13 protein-coding genes and 1 pseudogene are annotated in these 15,883 nt (G+C 69.8%); 7 read left to right on the top strand and 7 right to left on the bottom strand.

Annotated features, from left to right (window positions below; genetic code table 11):
* Nucleotides 1-82: 82 nt before the first annotated feature.
* Complete coding sequence (locus AB0B91_RS04085; RefSeq protein WP_358315105.1) at nucleotides 83-1,240, top strand: helix-turn-helix domain-containing protein; 1,158 nt, start codon at nucleotides 83-85, stop codon at nucleotides 1,238-1,240.
* Nucleotides 1,241-1,304: 64 nt separating this feature from the next.
* Complete coding sequence (locus AB0B91_RS04090) at nucleotides 1,305-2,384, top strand: amidohydrolase family protein (protein WP_358315163.1); 1,080 nt, start codon at nucleotides 1,305-1,307, stop codon at nucleotides 2,382-2,384.
* A gap of 6 nt (nucleotides 2,385-2,390) precedes the next feature.
* On the opposite strand, the gene AB0B91_RS04095 is transcribed toward AB0B91_RS04090, so the two are convergent.
* Nucleotides 2,391-2,810, bottom strand: a complete 420-nt coding sequence (locus tag AB0B91_RS04095) for a MarR family transcriptional regulator (RefSeq protein WP_358315166.1) — start codon at nucleotides 2,808-2,810, stop codon at nucleotides 2,391-2,393.
* Nucleotides 2,811-2,880: 70 nt separating this feature from the next.
* On the opposite strand from AB0B91_RS04095, the gene AB0B91_RS04100 reads away from it, so the two are divergent.
* Together AB0B91_RS04100 and AB0B91_RS04105 are read left to right on the top strand one after the other, a co-directional pair.
* A complete protein-coding gene (locus AB0B91_RS04100; protein WP_358315169.1) occupies nucleotides 2,881-4,614 on the top strand; it encodes an ABC transporter ATP-binding protein in 1,734 nt (577 codons plus the stop codon).
* A 46-nt stretch (nucleotides 4,615-4,660) separates the two neighbouring features.
* A complete protein-coding gene (locus tag AB0B91_RS04105; protein ID WP_358315172.1) occupies nucleotides 4,661-4,984 on the top strand; it encodes a DUF5709 domain-containing protein in 324 nt (107 codons plus the stop codon).
* On the opposite strand, the gene AB0B91_RS04110 is transcribed toward AB0B91_RS04105, so the two are convergent.
* Nucleotides 4,977-5,630 (bottom strand): HAD family hydrolase, encoded by a 654-nt coding sequence (locus AB0B91_RS04110; protein ID WP_358315174.1) that lies wholly within the window; start codon nucleotides 5,628-5,630, stop codon nucleotides 4,977-4,979. The two genes, AB0B91_RS04105 and AB0B91_RS04110, sit on opposite strands and share 8 nt — an antisense overlap.
* A gap of 152 nt (nucleotides 5,631-5,782) precedes the next feature.
* On the opposite strand from AB0B91_RS04110, the pseudogene AB0B91_RS04115 reads away from it, so the two are divergent.
* Nucleotides 5,783-5,902 (top strand): annotated as a pseudogene (locus AB0B91_RS04115) (Uma2 family endonuclease); the annotation flags it as partial.
* Nucleotides 5,903-6,019: 117 nt separating this feature from the next.
* Here the strand turns inward: AB0B91_RS04115 and hrpA are convergent.
* Both hrpA and ppgK read right to left on the bottom strand, forming a co-directional pair.
* The gene (gene hrpA, locus AB0B91_RS04120; RefSeq protein WP_358315177.1) at nucleotides 6,020-9,889 is read right to left on the bottom strand and encodes an ATP-dependent RNA helicase HrpA; all 3,870 of its coding nucleotides are present in this window, start codon (nucleotides 9,887-9,889) and stop codon (nucleotides 6,020-6,022) included.
* Nucleotides 9,890-10,137: 248 nt separating this feature from the next.
* Nucleotides 10,138-10,851, bottom strand: a complete 714-nt coding sequence (ppgK, locus tag AB0B91_RS04125) for a polyphosphate--glucose phosphotransferase (RefSeq protein WP_358315180.1) — start codon at nucleotides 10,849-10,851, stop codon at nucleotides 10,138-10,140.
* A 220-nt stretch (nucleotides 10,852-11,071) separates the two neighbouring features.
* On the opposite strand from ppgK, the gene AB0B91_RS04130 reads away from it, so the two are divergent.
* Both AB0B91_RS04130 and AB0B91_RS04135 read left to right on the top strand, forming a co-directional pair.
* Nucleotides 11,072-12,103, top strand: coding sequence for a TIGR03118 family protein (locus AB0B91_RS04130; RefSeq protein ID WP_358315183.1), 1,032 nt, complete (start codon nucleotides 11,072-11,074; stop codon nucleotides 12,101-12,103).
* Between the two features lie 239 nt (nucleotides 12,104-12,342).
* A complete protein-coding gene (locus AB0B91_RS04135; protein WP_358315186.1) occupies nucleotides 12,343-13,158 on the top strand; it encodes a helix-turn-helix domain-containing protein in 816 nt (271 codons plus the stop codon).
* On the opposite strand, the gene AB0B91_RS04140 is transcribed toward AB0B91_RS04135, so the two are convergent.
* From AB0B91_RS04140 to AB0B91_RS04150, 3 genes are read right to left on the bottom strand one after another with little or no spacing between them, the layout of a single operon-like run.
* Nucleotides 13,155-13,739: an HAD-IA family hydrolase gene (locus AB0B91_RS04140; protein WP_358315189.1), complete on the bottom strand. Its 585-nt coding sequence runs from the start codon at nucleotides 13,737-13,739 to the stop codon at nucleotides 13,155-13,157. The genes AB0B91_RS04135 and AB0B91_RS04140 overlap by 4 nt on opposite strands.
* Nucleotides 13,730-14,335: a response regulator transcription factor gene (locus AB0B91_RS04145; RefSeq protein WP_358315192.1), complete on the bottom strand. Its 606-nt coding sequence runs from the start codon at nucleotides 14,333-14,335 to the stop codon at nucleotides 13,730-13,732. The genes AB0B91_RS04140 and AB0B91_RS04145 overlap by 10 nt, the downstream gene beginning before the upstream one ends.
* Nucleotides 14,336-14,349: 14 nt before the next feature.
* Nucleotides 14,350-15,873 carry a carboxylesterase family protein gene (locus AB0B91_RS04150; protein WP_358315195.1) on the bottom strand — a complete coding sequence of 508 codons (1,524 nt, stop codon included), beginning with the start codon at nucleotides 15,871-15,873 and terminating at the stop codon, nucleotides 14,350-14,352.
* Nucleotides 15,874-15,883: the final 10 nt, after the last annotated feature.

Below are 15,883 nucleotides of genomic sequence, written 5' to 3' on the forward strand. Positions count from 1 at the left end.
AAGTTGACGGAGATCATCGATCAGTTGTAGGGAAGACCTGTAGTGGTCGTTCCGACAAACGATGAAATGTCCAGGTGACGTAGTGGCGGATCTCCAGCGGACCGTGGACGAGCTGGCGGCTCGCCTTGACAGACCGCTGTTGCTGGAGGACCGCGTGCAACGCGTTGTCGCCTACAGCGAGCAGTACGGCACGATGGATGACATCCGCCGCGACTCGATCCTCCGCCGGCACTCCACGCCCGAGGTCCGCCAGTGGGTGCGTTCCGCCGGGATCCACGACGCGCCCGGGCCGTTACGCGTCCCGGGCGCGCCGCACCTGAGCCTGCTCCCCCGGGTCTGCGTTCCGGTACGGCACGAGGCCGGGCTGCTGGGCTTCCTGTGGTTCATCGACTCCGGCCCGGCCATGTCCGGTGAGCAGATCGCCGAGGCCGCCGCGGCGGCGCCCGCCCTGGCCCTGGCGCTCTTCCACGAGAGCCTGGCCACGGGGCTGGCCTCGCACCGGGAGCTGGAGGCGGTCACCGGCCTGCTGCTCGGCGAGCCGGACTCGGCCAGGCAGCTGATCGAGGCCGGGGCCTTCCCCCAGGCCCAGCCGGTGACCGTCCTGGTGGCCAGGCCGCTGTCGGACGAGCCGGACGAGGCGCTCCGGCTGGCGCTGGAGCAGGGGCTGCTCACGTTGCGGCGGCGGCTGAGCGGGCACCACCCGCTGCACCTGGTCCGCTTCGACCACGCCGTGCTGCTCACCGCGGGCGGCCCGGTGGCGGCCGACGAACTGCACGCGGCGATGTCGCTCCCGGTGGTGGTCGGGATCGGGCGGGCCAGGCCCGCGCTGGCCGAGGCCGCCGGGTCGTACGCGGAGGCGCGGCACGCGGCCGAGGTGGCCGCCCGGGTGCCAGAGCTCGGCCGGTCGGTGGAGTGGGCCCGGCTCGGCGTCTACCGGATGCTCACCCATCTCCCCCACCACGAGCTGCATCCGGGGCTGGCGGAGCTGCTCGCCGACGATCAGCACCTGCCGCTGCTGGAGACGCTGGAGACGTACCTGGATCTGGCGGGCAGCGCGGTGGCCACGTCGCGGGCGCTGCGCCTGCACCGCACCTCCCTGTACTACCGGCTGCAGCGACTGGAGGAGCTGGCCCGCACCGACCTGAAGGACGGCGGCGAACGGCTGGCCCTGCATCTCAGCCTCAAGCTCGCCCGGCTTTCCGGCAGGTACCGGCCCAGGGACGCGCGGCCCGGTCCGTGATTGCACGGCTGGCCGGGCTCACGTTTAATGCCGAGAGGGTGATTTCCAGAACAGGAGATCCGATTTGCCGTCCGCGAAGCGTGCCGCATCTGGCCGAAGGTCGAAGCTCGGCCGGCGCACGCCCGCGCCCATCGTCCTCCACTCGGCGCCGCTGGTGCTGCCGATCGACGCCGAGCCGCTGCGCGGCGCCGCGCTCGCCGTGCGGGGCGACCGCGTCCTCCAGGTGGGGCTCCGGGACGAGCTGCTCGCCTACTTCCCCGTCACCCGGGAGCAGCGCTGGCCGGGCATGATCGTGGCGGGGTTGGTGGACGCCTGCGCCCCCGCCGCTCCGCCGCCACCCGGGGTGACCGCGCGGGCCGGGCTCGTCACCGACCCGGCCGAGTCGGCCCGGCTGCCCGGGGTGTCCTATGTCGAGGTGTCGTACGAGTCCGAGCAGGTCTGGGAGGAGACCGGGCGCGACGCGGTCATCACCGCGATCCGCGAGGTCGACCGGCCGCGTACGGTGGGCATCGCCGCGTACACGCCCGACCCGCAGGTGCTGGAGGACGTGGCGGTGCTGGCCAGGACGTTCGGCCTGCGGCTGCTGGCCGACCTGGACCGCCACTCGCCCGCGACGCTCGACGAGGCGGGCATCCTGGGGCCGCACTGCCACGTGGCCTGCGGCCGGCCGCTCGATCCCGGTGAGCGCAAGCTGCTGCGGCTGCGCGGGAGCGTGGCCGCCCTCTGCCCGTCGCCGCCCGACGACCTGCTCGCGCTCCTGGACGAGGGCAACCGCGTCGCCTTCGGCACCCGCGCCCCCGCCTCGGCCGACCGGGTGCCCGATCTGCTCGGCCTGGCCAGGTCCATCAGGCAGCAGGCCAGGGGGCGCGGGCCGCGGCCCCGGGGCCTCGATCGCAAGCTGGTCGAGGCCGCCACGCTGGGCGGGGCCCAAGCGCTCGGCATGGCGAGCAGGAGTGGCCGGATCGGCTCGCTCGGGCCGGGCAGCCGGGCCGACTTCGCGGTGTTCGACGCCCGTGGCCGCTACCCGTACGCCGCCCTGCTCAGCGGGCCGCCCTGCCTCGCCACCGTGGTCGGCGGCACGGTGGTCGGCGGCGCGGTGATCAGCGGCACGGTCATCGAGCACGGATCGCCCCGCGGCGCTTAGCCGAACTTAGCCGAACTGGCCGTCGATTGCTCCGAGCAGGTCCTTGAGCTGATCGCGCTGGTCCTCGGAGAGGACCGCGAACAGGTCCTGACCCGCCTGCCTGCGCGCCTCCCGCGACCGCTCGTACATCTCGCGGCCCGCCTCCGTGAGCACCACCAGCGTGGAGCGCCGGTTGGCCGGATCGATCTCCCTGCGCACCAGGCCCGCCTGCTCCAGCGCGTCGATGACGGGCGTGACCGAGCGGGGCACGATCCTCAGCTCGTCGGCGAGCTGCACCATCCTGAGCGGCCGGTCGGCGTCGGCGAGCGCGCGCAGCGCCCGCGCCTGCCCCGGGTTGACGCCGAGGGGGACGAGCCGATGAACGTAGCCGTGCCGCAGACGGCGGCTGACCCGGTGCAAGAGCTCCGACAGCTCCACGTCCTCCATGTCGGAACAGCCTACCGGAATAATTATGAGCTAACCTCCGTTTGAGGGAGCATCTGAAAAGGAGTCCTACTTGGCTGAGGAACCCCGCGCGCCGTTGCGGCGCATCATCAAACTCTTCCGCGCCTATCGAGGCCGGCTGGCCGTCGTCGGCGCACTCATCCTCCTGTCGTCCCTGGTCTCGCTGGCCTCGCCGTTCCTGCTGCGCGAGGTGCTGGACGTGGCGATCCCGTCCCGCGACGCCATGCTGCTCGCGCTCCTCGCGCTGGGCATGATCCTGGTCGCGGTGATCACCAGCGTGTTCGACGTCCTGCAGACGCTGGTCTCCACCACGGTCGGCCAGCGGGTCATGCACGACCTGCGCACCTCCGTCTACGGCCATCTGCAGCGCATGTCACTGGCGTTCTTCACCCGCACCAAGACCGGCGAGGTCCAGTCGCGCATCGCCAACGACATCGGCGGCATGCAGTCGGTGGTCACCTCCACCGCCACCTCGCTCATCTCGAACCTGACCACCGTGGTCGCCACGATCGTGGCCATGCTGGCGCTCGACTGGCGGCTGACCGTGATCTCGCTCCTGCTGCTGCCGGTGTTCGTGGGGATCAGCCGCAAGGTCGGCAGCGAACGCCGCCGCATCACCTCCGAGCGGCAGCGGAAACTGGCCGTGATCTCGTCGATGGTGCAGGAGTCGCTGTCGATCAGCGGCATCCTGCTCGGCCGGACGATGGGCCGCTCGCCCGAGCTGACCGAGCGCTTCGCCGACGCCTCCGACGAGCTGGCCGAACTGGGCGTGCAGTCCAGCATGGCGGGGCGCTGGCGGCAGTCGTCGATCCAGATCGTCATGGCCGCGATGCCCGCCCTGGTCTACTGGGCGGTCGGCTACACCGGTGTGATCTCCGTCGGCACGCTGGTGGCGTTCACGACGTTGCAGGTCAGCCTGTTCAGGCCGGCGGTGTCGCTGCTGCGGCTGGGCGTCGAGGTGCAGAGCTCGCTCGCGCTGTTCGGCCGCATCTTCGAGTACCTCGACCTCTCGGTCGACATCCACCCGGGCACCCGCACGCTGAGCGGCGTCCGCGGCGAGGTCCGCTACGAGCGGGTCGACTTCTCGTACGGCGAGGAGCCCACGCTCGCCGGCGTGGACATCACCGTCCCCGCAGGCACCAGTCTGGCCGTCGTCGGCGAGACCGGCTCGGGCAAGACGACACTCAGCTACCTGCTGCCCCGGCTCTACGACGTGACCGGCGGCCGGGTGACGATCGACGGCGTGGACGTACGCGATCTCACCTTCGACACGCTGGCCGAGACGGTCGGCGTGGTCTCGCAGGAGACGTACCTGTTCCACGCCACGATCGCCGACAACCTGCGCTTCGCCCGGCCGTCGGCCACGGACGAGGAGCTGGAGAAGGCCGCCAGGGCGGCACGCATCCACGACCACATCGCCTCGCTGCCCGACGGCTACGACACGCTGGTGGGCGAGCGCGGCTACCGCTTCTCCGGAGGCGAGAAGCAGCGACTGGCCATCGCCCGCACCCTGCTGCGCAACCCGCCGGTGCTCGTGCTCGACGAGGCCACCAGTGCCCTCGACACCCAGACGGAACGGGCCGTACAGGAGGCGTTGGACACGCTGGCCGAGGGCCGCACCACGATCATGATCGCGCACCGCCTCTCCACGGTCCGCGACGCGGACCAGATCGTCGTCCTGGACCACGGCCGGGTCGTCGAACGCGGCACCCACGACACGCTGATGTCACTGGAGGGCCACTACGCCGCCCTGGTCGACCGGGACCGCCCACTCGAACCGGTTTGACCCACTGACGGGGGTTCGGGACCTAGCAGGGGGTAAGAGAGCGCGTATGACCGCACAACCTCCGGACAGACACGGCTACAGCGACGAACAGGGCATCGAGGTCGAAGAGTGGACCGATGACCTCGGTATGAGCCATGACATAGAAGAGGACGACCCCGCGCACGAGGACACGCTCGACGAGCGGCTGCGGCGCGAGGCGCCGGATCGGGAGCGCACTCCCCGCGAGTCGCACCGGCTCACCCAGCCCGACGAGGGGCTGGCGCCGGACACGGACAGCGAGGAGTGGGCCGAGGATTGGGGTGCGGACGACGGCGATCTGTCCGCCGAGGAGCGTGCCGTCCGCGTCGACCCCGACGACGGACTCAGGTGAGCCGCTCCAGCGCGGGCAGCAGGGCGGGCAGATCGTCGACGATCACGTCGGCGACCCGCGCCTGCGGCCGCTCGGCGTGCAGGTATCCCCAGGGGCCCCGGCGCAGTAGCGCCGTGCGCATGCCCGCCCGCGCGGCGGGGAGCACGTCGTTGTCCAGCCGGTCACCCACGTAGAGGATCTCGGCGGGCTCCCGCCCGGCGATGGCGGCCACCTTGGCGAAGAACTCGGGGGCGGGCTTGGACACGCCCCAGCCCTCGGACGTGTGCACCGAATCGACGGGCAGATCCATGGCGACCAGCGCGTCGAACGCCCTGGCCGGCTGGTTGCCCGCGACGATCACCTGGTACCCGGCCTCTCGCAGGGCCTTGAGGCTCTCGCGGACGTCGGGGTAGAGGTCGTCGGCGTCGAAGTGGTTGCGCAGGCTGTGGGGTTCGTCCCGTTCCCAGGCGGCGATCTCGGCCCGCACGTCGATGCCGGGGCGTACGAGCTGGAACGCCTCGCTGTGGGAGCGGTCGAGCGCGGCCATCCCGCCGAGCGCACCCATCAGCACGAAGCGGCTCACGCCGAGCCGGTCGGCCCAGCGGGACCAGATGCGGGTCTCGTCGATGAGCGTCTCGCCCACGTCGAACACCACTGCCTTGATCATCAAACCTCCTGGATAGTCCCTCCAACTGTACGGATCCCTCATCGACCTTCGATGAGGGGCCGTTCGGGGTGCGTTCTGCCACGCCGGGTGGAATACTTTCGGCCGATTGCCCCCACTGGGACGACCGTGAGCTGTTGTCCTCAGGGCTGATCATGGTCGCCGAGGTCGTCTCCGCCGGAAGCACTCTCAGAGACCGCGTAGAGAAGCCTCCCCTCTACGCGGCCGGCGGCGTGCCGATCTACCTGCTGATGGACACGGTCGCTGAACCACCGTCCGTCACCGTCTACAGCGACATCAGAGACGGCGCCTACCGGACGACGTCCACCGTGGAGGTCGGAACCCGCTCCGCCTGCCGGCTCCGATCGACTTCGAGCTCGACACGTCCATTTTCAAGGCGTGAGCCGCTCCATCGCCTTCGTGATGCGCTTCTCCGACACCGGTGTCGGCGTGCCCAACGTCTGGGCGAAGAAGCTGACCCGGAGTTCCTCGATCATCCATCGGATCTCCACCACGTCCGGGTCCGAGCGCCGCGCCGGGTGCAGCCGGGTCAGCAGGTCCTCGTACGAGTCCTCCATCTTGTGCACCCGGCCCATCCACTCCTCGTCCCGCCACGGCTCCTCGGGCAGCTTGGTCAGGCGGCGGTCGATGGCTCGCATGTAGCGGAGCACGTCAGGCAGGCGCCGGTGGCCCGTCGCGGTGACGAAGCCCGGGTAGACGAGCTTGGCGAGCTGGTCGCGGACGTCCGAGGTGGAGTCGCTCTGGCGGAGGGCGTCGAGGCGGGTGCCGACCGCGTGCCACACGATGAGGATCTGTTCCGTCCGGGCCAGGACGTCGGCCGACATCTCGTGCAGGTGGGCCCGTACGTGCTGGTAGAGGCGGTCGAACGAGACCGGGTCCCAGGCGGGGCCGCCCAGGTCGAGCATGAGCTTGTCGATCGCCGCGTTCACCACGTCGTCGAACAGCGCCACGGCGCCGCCGTGCGGGCTGCGGGACAGGGCCAGCTTGGCCTGGTTGGACAGGCCGCCCAGCAGTGACTTGGCCGGGTTGGTGACGTTGAGCAGCAGCAGGCGGCGGATGCCGGGCCAGTGGGAGCGGCGTTGTTCGGCCTCCGTCTCGAAGATCTTGATCGACACGGAGTCACCGTCGTCCACCAGCGCCGGGTAGCCCTTCATGCGACCCTGCTCGAAGACCTTGGGCAGGGTGCCGAAGCTCCAGGTGTGCAGGCCCGACTGCTCCAGGTCGTCGGCGGCGGCCGAGAGCGTCTTGCGCAGGCGCGGCGCCAGGCGCCGCTTGAGCGCGTCGAGGTCCTTGTCCTCGGCGATCGTGCGCTTGCGCTCGTCGATCACCCGGTAGGTGATGCGCAGGTGGTCGGGGACCTGGTCGAGCTGCCAGGCGTCGTGCGGCACGCGGACGCCGGTCAGCCGGAGCAGCTCCCGCTCCACGGCCTCCAGCAACGGTTCGCCGCCCTGCCGGACGCCTTCGAGCACCTGCTTGGCGTAGTTGGGGGCGGGCACGAAGTTGCGGCGCAGGTGCTTGGGCAGCGACCTGATCAGGGCGGTGATCAGCTCGTCGCGCAGGCCGGGGATCTGCCAGTCGAACCCGTCGGCGCTGACCTGATTGAGCACCGCCAGCGGCACGTGCACCGTGACGCCGTCGGCGTCGGCGCCGGGCTCGAACTGGTAGGTCAGCTTCATCCGCTGGCCGAGCTGCCGCCAGGTGTCGGGGTAGTCGCGGGTGCTGACGTCGGCGCCCTCGTTGACCAGCATCTCGGGTGAGTACGTCAGCAGGTCGGGCTCGGTGGTCCTGACCTTCTTCCACCAGGAGTCGAAGTGGCGCGCGGAGACGACGTCGGCGGGCACGCGCTGGTCGTAGAAGTCGAACAGGGCCTCGTCGTCGACCATGATGTCGCGGCGGCGGGCCCGGTTCTCGAGCTCCTCGACCTCTTCCAGCAGCCTTCTGTTGTCCTGGAGGAAGCGGTGGTGGCTGTCCCAGTCGCCTTCGACGAGGGCGTGCCTGATGAACAGCTCGCGTGACAGGTCGGGGTCGATGCGGCCGTAGTTGACCTTCCGCCCGGCCACCAGGGGTACGCCGTACAGGGTGACCTTCTCCAGCGCGATCACCGCGCCCTGGTTCTTCTCCCAGTGCGGCTCGGAGTAGGTGCGTTTGACCAGGTGCTGGGCGAGCGGCTCGACCCAGTCGGGCTCGATCTTGGCGTTGACCCTGGCCCACAGCCGGGAGGTCTCGACCAGTTCGGCCGACATCACCCACTGCGGCTGTTTTCTGGCCAGCGCGGAGCCGGGGAAGATGGCGAAGCGGGCGTTGCGGGCGCCGAGGTATTCCTGGATCGGGCGGCGCCCGTCGGGGGCCCGCTTCTCCATGACGTCCTTGACGCCGATGTGCGACAGCAGGCCGACGAGCAGCGCCGCGTGCACCTGCTGCGGATCGGCCTGCGCGCTGTTGGGCTGGGCGCCGAGCGACTGGCGGATCTGGCTGTAGATGTCCTGCCATTCGCGTACGCGTAGGTAGTTGAGGAACTCCGACTTGCACAGGCGGCGGAAGGCGCTGGAGGACAGCTCCTGCTGTTTCTCCCGCAGGTGGTTCCACAGGTTGAGGTAGGACAGGAAGTCGGACTCGGGGTCGGCGAAGCGGCGGTGCTTCTCGTCGGCCTGCTGCTGCTTGTCGACGGGGCGCTCGCGTGGGTCCTGGATCGACAGAGCGGCGGCGATCACCATGACCTCGCGCAGGCAGCCGTTCTTCTCCGCCTCCAGGACCATCCGGCCCAGGCGCGGGTCGACCGGCAGCCCGGCCAGCTTGCGGCCGACGCCGGTGATGCCGCCCTGGCCGTCGAACGCGCCCAGCTCGTGCAGCAGGCTCACGCCGTCGCGTACCTGACGGCGGTCAGGCGGCTCGACGAACGGGAACGCCTCGATGTCGCCCAGCCCGATCGAGGTCATCTGCAGGATGACCGAGGCGAGGTTGGTGCGCAGGATCTCCGGGTCGGTGAACTCCGGCCGCTTGAGGAAGTCCTCCTCCTCGTAGAGGCGGATGCAGACACCGTCGGACGTCCGGCCCGAGCGGCCCTTGCGCTGGTTGGCGCTCGCCTGCGAGATGGCCTCGATCGGCAGGCGCTGCACCTTGGTGCGGTGGCTGTAGCGGGAGATGCGGGCGAACCCCGGGTCGACCACGTACTTGATGCCCGGAACGGTCAGCGACGTCTCGGCCACGTTGGTGGCCAGCACGATGCGCCGGCCCGTGTGGCGCTGGAACACGCGGTGCTGCTCGGCGGCGCTGAGCCGGGCGTACAGCGGCAGCACCTCGGTGTTGCGGAACTCGGCCTTGTCGAGCGCGTCGGCGGCGTCGCGGATCTCCCGCTCCCCCGACAGGAACACCAGGATGTCGCCGGGGCCCTCGGAGACCAGCTCGCGGCAGGCGTCGACGATGCCCTGCGTCTGGTCGTCGTCCTCGTCGAGCGGCCGGTAGCGCACCTCGACCGGGTAGGTGCGGCCGGAGACCTCGACGATCGGGGCATCGTCGAAGTGGCGGGAGAAGCGCTCCGGGTCGATCGTGGCGCTGGTGATGATCAGCTTGAGATCGGGGCGTTTGGGCAGGAGCTGCTTCAGGTAGCCGAGGATGAAGTCGATGTTGAGGCTGCGTTCGTGCGCCTCGTCGATGATCAGCGTGTCGTACTGCTCCAGCAGCCGGTCGTTCTGCAGCTCGGCCAGCAGGATGCCGTCGGTCATCAGCTTGACCAGGGTGCGGTCGCTCGCCTGGTCGGTGAACCGCACTTTGTAGCCGACCGTCTGGCCCAGCTCGGTGCCCAGCTCTTCGGCGATGCGCTCGGCCACCGTGCGGGCGGCGATGCGGCGCGGCTGGGTGTGGCCGACCAGGCCCCTGACGCCGCGCCCCAGCTCCAGGCAGATCTTCGGGATCTGGGTGGTCTTGCCGGATCCGGTCTCCCCGGCGATGATCACGACCTGGTGGTCGCGGATGGCCGCGAGGATGTCGTCCCTACGCTGGGATACCGGAAGATTTTCCGGATAGCTCACTTCTGGTACGGCTTCGCGGCGCCGCGCGAGGCGTCGCTCGGCACGCTCCACGTCGGCGACGATCTCCGCGGTGATCTTTTCCCGGGCCTCGCGGGAGCGCACCCGGCGTACGCCGTCGAGCCTGCGCCGAAGTCGCCGCTGGTCGCGCGGCATCAGGTCGGGCAGGCGTGACTGGAGCTCGGTGAGTGGAGAGGACAACGCAGAGGTTCCCATACTGCTATCAGGATATTTGAGCCCCGCGTCGCCGGAGCCAACCGCCCCATGCTGCCCGACGGCGGCGGCTGTGCGCATCTCAATATCGAGCGCCCATCGTTGACCGTGATCGCCCAAGACGGGCCCACTCTCCCCAGAGTTGTCGCCTTGGACGACCACGGTCACTAATGAGACTCCCGAAGAGCCCATCAGGTTGCGCTCCGGCCCCACCTTTCTTGATCACCCAGGTCGGAGCGTTGCGAAGATGATCATTTGACGGCGAGGGCGGCCCCGATGATCCCCGCTTCGTTGCGGAGGCGGGCCGGGACGATCGGGGTGTCCACATGCACGTACGGCAGGAACTTGTCCGCCTTCTTGCTCACGCCCCCGCCGATGACGAACAGCGACGGCCAGAACAGCATCTCCACGTGCCGCAGGTACTCCTCCACCCGCCCGCCCCACTTCTCCCACGTCAGGCCGTGCTCCTCGCGGGCGCGGTCGGAGGCGCGGAGCTCGGCGTCCTTGCCGTGGATCTGCAGGTGCCCGAACTCGGTGTTCGGCACCAGGACGCCGTCGACGAACACCGCGCTGCCGATGCCCGTCCCGAACGTCAGCATGATCACGGTCCCCTCGCGGCCCCGTCCCTCGCCGAACCGCATCTCCGCGATACCGGCCGCGTCGGCGTCGTTGAGTACGGTCGCGCCGTCGAAGAGCTTCGTCGCGTCGACGCCGATCCAGGAGTGGTGCACGTTCGCGGCCGTCATGATCACGCCGTTCAGCACCACGCCCGGGAACGTGACGCCGATCGGGCCCGTCCAGCCGAAGTGCTTGACGATCTCCACCACGACCTCGGACACGCCCTGCGGCTTGGCCGGTTGCGGCGTGGGGATGCGCAGGCGCTCCTGCGTCAGCTGCCCCGATGCGGTGTCCACGGGGGCGCCCTTGATCCCGGATCCACCGATGTCAATGCCCAGAACTTCCATGTCTCTCCACTCCCCCGGAAACGGCCTCATTGACATGCCGGGCCACTATTTCTGGCCCTTACTGAACCGCACTTGCGTCTCCCGCGTATCTCCGGCCACAAGCGCTAACAAGGAGGCACGGATGCGGTTCCGCATCATCACACTCTGCGCTGGTGCGGTCGTCTTGAGCACGACCCTCACCGCCCCCGCACAGGCAGCGACGAATACCAAGTTTGACGTCGTGAATCTCGTTTCCGACATCAAGGGAAAGGCAGCAGTCACCGATCCTAAACTGGTCAACCCTTGGGGGCTGGCCATGGGCAAGACCCTGTGGGTCTCCAACACTGGCACGGGCTCCGCCACCGTCTACTCGGGAGCGGGACAGAAGGAAGCGACCGAGGTGGCCATCCCCGGTGGCGCTCCGACCGGCCAGGTGTTCAACAGTTCAGGCGAGGGCTTCACCGTCAAGGGCAAGCCCGCCACGTTCATCTTCGCCAGCCCGAGCGGCGCGATCAGCGGCTGGAACGCCGAGGTGGACCCGAAGAACGCGATCATCGCGGCCTTCACCCGGGGCGCCGACTACAAGGGCCTCGCGATGGTGAACACCGATGACGGTGACTTCCTGCTGGCCGCCGACTTCGCCAACGGGCGCCTCGCCGCGTGGAACTCGGACTTCGAGAAGCTCACCCTGTCTCACCGGGCGTTCAGGGACTCGGCGGTTCCCTCCAACTACAAGCCGTACAACGTGACGTTCAGCGGTGGCAGCGTCTGGGTCGCCTATGCCCTGCGCGACTCCGAGACCGGCAAGTCCATCCCGGGCGCCGGCAAGGGCTTCGTCAGCCGCTACAGCGTCAGCGGACGCCTGCTCGGACGCATCGCACGCACCGGGCTCAACGCCCCGTGGGCCGTCGTCGCAGCACCGAAGCAGTTCGGCGTGTACTCCGGATCGGTGCTGGTCGGCAACTTCGGCGACGGGACGATCCACGCTTACCGCGGCAACCGCCACCTGGGCGCGCTGCGCGACGGCAACGGCAAGACGATCTGGCTGCCGGGCCTGTGGGACCTTGAGCAGGGCACCGCGACCACCGGCGGCGAGAACGCCCTGTGGTTCTCCGCCGGCATCGAGAAGACCCAGCACGGCCTGGTGGGCCTGATCCGGCCCGCGGGCACGGGATCGCAGGTGAGCACGCCGTCGGCGAGCCCTACGCCGACCAACCATTCGTCGCACAAGCCGACGACGACGTCCAGTCAGTCCCCGTACGGGAGTTACTGACCGGACCCGCTGAGCGTTTCCGGCACGGCAGGCGCGAGCCGTGCCGGAAACAAGCACTTGTTTTTATATGAATGCTGTGCGACTTTTATGCGGCTCGGCCGGGGATAACACACATCCCGTGCGGGCCCATACGCATTTCTGCGAAATAGTGGTGCTCTCCGAACCGAATATCGCCGGCGCTTGACCTTGTCCCTGGGGCAACCCTCAGCGTGGAGGGTGACAGGACGAAGGAGGCGGCGATGGGCCTGCTGACGATCGGGGCGTTCGCCAAGGAGTCCAGGCTCTCGCCGAAGGCGCTGCGGCTCTACGACGAGCTCGGACTTCTCATACCGGCCAGGATCGATCCGATCAACGGCTACCGGCTCTACGAACCGGGCCAGCTCGAACGGGCCAGGCTCGTCGCCTGGCTGCGCCGGGCGGGTATGCCGCTGGCCAGGATCAGGACCGTCTGCGACCTTGAGCCCGCCGCGGCGGCCGAGGAGCTGCGCGCCTACTGGGCGCGGGTCGAGGCCGAGCACGCGAGCCGCCGGGACGTCGTCGCCTTCCTCGTCGAGCGGCTCACGGGAGAGGGCGGTTCGATGTTCGAGGTAGAGGTACGCGAGGTACCGGAGCGGATGCTGCTGATCGCCAAGCGCAGCGTCACGATCGACCAGCTCGGCGGGTTCACCACGGAGCAGGTGGCGCGGTTCGGGAACGGCCTGCTGCCCGTGCTGCCGGGGATCGGCGGGGCGCCGTTCCTGGTGTTCCACGGGGAGGTCGACGCCGACAGCGACGGGCCGGTCGAGTGGTGCCGGCCCATCCCCGCCGAGCAGGCCGGGGAGATCGGCCGCCGGTTCCCCGACCTCCAGGTGCGGGCCGATCCCGCGCATCGGGAGGCGTACGTGCGGCTGACCGCGGCGCAGGTCGACGAGGCCGGCTCCATGCGGGCGATCCAGGCGCTGCGGGACTGGGCGGGCGAGCGGGAGTTCAGCGGGCCGCCCCGGCAGGTCTTCTTCGCCGACCTGACCACGGCGGCCGCGGACGCCCCGGTGAGCGACCTGGTGGGTCCCTTCTAACTGAGGACGGCGGTCAGGTCGGCGATGCCGCGGTAGTGCACGCCGGTCATCCCCAGGGCCCTGGCGCCCGCCACGTTCTCCAGCCGGTCGTCGACGAACAGACAGCGCTCGGGCGCGACGCCGGCCAGCTCGGCCGCCAGCTCGTAGATCCGCCGGTCGGGCTTGGCCAGCCCCACCCGGGCGCTGCTGACCACCGCGTCGGCGAAGTACGTGAGTCCGAGCCGGTCCAGGTGCTCCTCCAGCGTGTCCGTGGCATTGGTGACCAGCACCACCGGCACCTGCTCCTGAGCCCGCGCCAGCAGCGCCCTGACCTCCTCGTCCACCCAGAACGGCACCGCCGCGAACTCGGCGACGGCCTGGCGGGCGCGCTCGTCGCCGCCCAGCGCGACGGCGATCGACTCGATCCACTGGGCCTCGGTGATGTGGCCGAGCGTGGCGGGGCCGATCAGGTCGGGGTCGAAGGCGGTCTTCCGCAGGGGCAGGCCGTAACGGGCCTCGATGTCGGCCTGGACCGCGTGGTCGAACTGGCGGAGCACTCCATCTAGATCACAGAGAATCGCGTCAAAGGGGATCACAACCACCCATTGTGCCGCGCCAACTGGGCGGCCTCGATCCTGTTCCGGGTGCTCGTCTTGCCGATGGCGGACGACAGGTGGTTGCGTACGGTGCTCTCGGAAAGGTGCAGCCGCGCCGCCACGTCCGCGATCGTGGAGCCGTCGAGCGCGGCGGCCAGCACGTCCCGCTCACGGTCCGTGAGCGGGCTGGGCCCGGCGTTCAGCGCGGCGGCGGCCAGGGCGGGATCGATGATCCGCTCCCCCGCCACCGCCCGGCGGATCGCCGCGGCCAGCTCCTCCACCGGCCCGTCCTTGACCAGGAACCCCGCCGCCCCTGCCTCCATCGCCCGCCTGAGGTAGCCCGGCCTGGCGAACGTGGTCAGAACCAGCACCGCGCACTCCGGCAGCGCGGCGCGCAGCACGGGCAGCACGTCGAGACCGCTGCGGCCGGGCAGCTCGATGTCGAGCAGCGCCACGTCGGGCCGGTGCTCCGTGGCGGCCGGTACGATCTCGTGGCCGGAGGACACCTGGGCGACGATCTCCAGGTCGTCCTCCAGCCCGAGCAACAGCGCCAGGGCGTCGCGCATCATCCCCTGATCTTCAGCGATCATGACCCTGATCACGACGCCTCCTTCGCCTACTTCCAGAAGGCCAGCTTGTGCTCGGCAGCGTAGTCGACCGGCCGGATGGCCCCCGGGGCCAGGGACAGGGTGCCGGCGGAGACGCGCGGCCAGGCGGGCAGGCCGCGGCCGTTCGGGTCGCCGGTGCGGGCGAAGTTCGTCCAGTAGCTCATCATCTGCCCGGACAGCCGCTCCTGGGCGGGCGACAGCTCGGCCTTGGTCTCCGGGAAGATGTACGGCAGGTCACTCGCGTGGTAGGCGCCCCAGTCGAAGTCCGCCTCCAGCGGCAGGAACATCGGCGCCTTCCGGTCGGCGAACTCGTAGCCGTAGACCGGCGCCTTCTTGGCCAGCAGCGCGTTCTGCTCATGGGTGGACCGGGCCCACATACGATCGGTCAACACGGTAGCCCAAGCGATACTCGGCGACTTATAGCGACTTACCGGATATTTCCGGGCAATTTGCTCAGCGTTCGCTCCGAACGCATCTTTTAGCAATTGCCGGTAAACCGGAGAGGTGCCCTGGACGTCGTAATTCATTCCGACAAAGATCCGGTGTTCGTCCCGCGTCGTGCCCGCCAGCACCGGCATCGGGGTGGTGTGCCCCTTCCGCATCGCGTCGGCCGGCGATTCGGGCAGGACGTCGTTCCCGTACGCGTACGACTGGAAGGCGTTCATGATCTGCGGCACCTCAAGGATCTTCTTGACCGGCAGCGCGCGCAGGCAGGCCAGGTCCGAGCAGCCGAGTTGCTTGGCGTACACCTCCCCGATGGCGCTGACCTGGGCGGCGGGCCGCCACGCGAACGACGGCAGGGCGGGCACGCCCGGCAACATGCTGTTGGCGGGCATGTCCATCAGGGTCTCGCCGCTCTGCATGATCGCCCGCTGGAACAGGCCCTTGGCCCCCGGCGAGGAGAGCTGGCCGCCGATCGACAGCGCGCCGTAGGAGATGCCGAAGGCGGTCACGTTGCCCGGGTCGCCGCCGAACGCCGCCGCGTTGCGCTTGACCCAGCGCAGCGCCTCCTGCTGATCTTGCAGGCCGAACGTGCCGGAGTTACGCAGCCCTGGGTAGCCGAAACCGCTGAACACGCCGAGCCGGTAGTTGATCGTCACGACCACCACGCCCTTGGCGGCCAGCTTCCGGGCGTCGGAGAAGTGGCCCGCGCCGACCGCGCCGTCACCGTGGATCCACACCATGACCGGCCGCCTGCTGCCCGGAACGGCGGGCGTGGTGACGTTCAGGAACAGGCAGTCCTCGTTGTCGCTGCTGGTCGGCGCGTACGGAGTGCCGACCTGCGGGCACAGGGCGCCGGGTTTGGTGGCCTCCCGCACCCCCTGCCACGCGGGCACGGGCTTCGGCGAGTCCCAGCGCGCCGCCGTGGCGTACTTGATGCCCTGGAAGAGGCGGTTCGCCGAGGTCACCGTGCCGCGCACGGCCCCCGACGCGGTCTCGACGACCGCCGGATCCGCGACGGCCCCGGGCTTGCTGACGGCCGGTTCGGCGCACCCGGTGACGAGCACGGCCAGCGCTAGCAGAATCTTCATGCCTCCACCG

It is taken from the genome of Nonomuraea sp. NPDC049141, assembly GCF_040648415.1.
Classification (GTDB): Bacteria; Actinomycetota; Actinomycetes; order Streptosporangiales; family Streptosporangiaceae; genus Nonomuraea.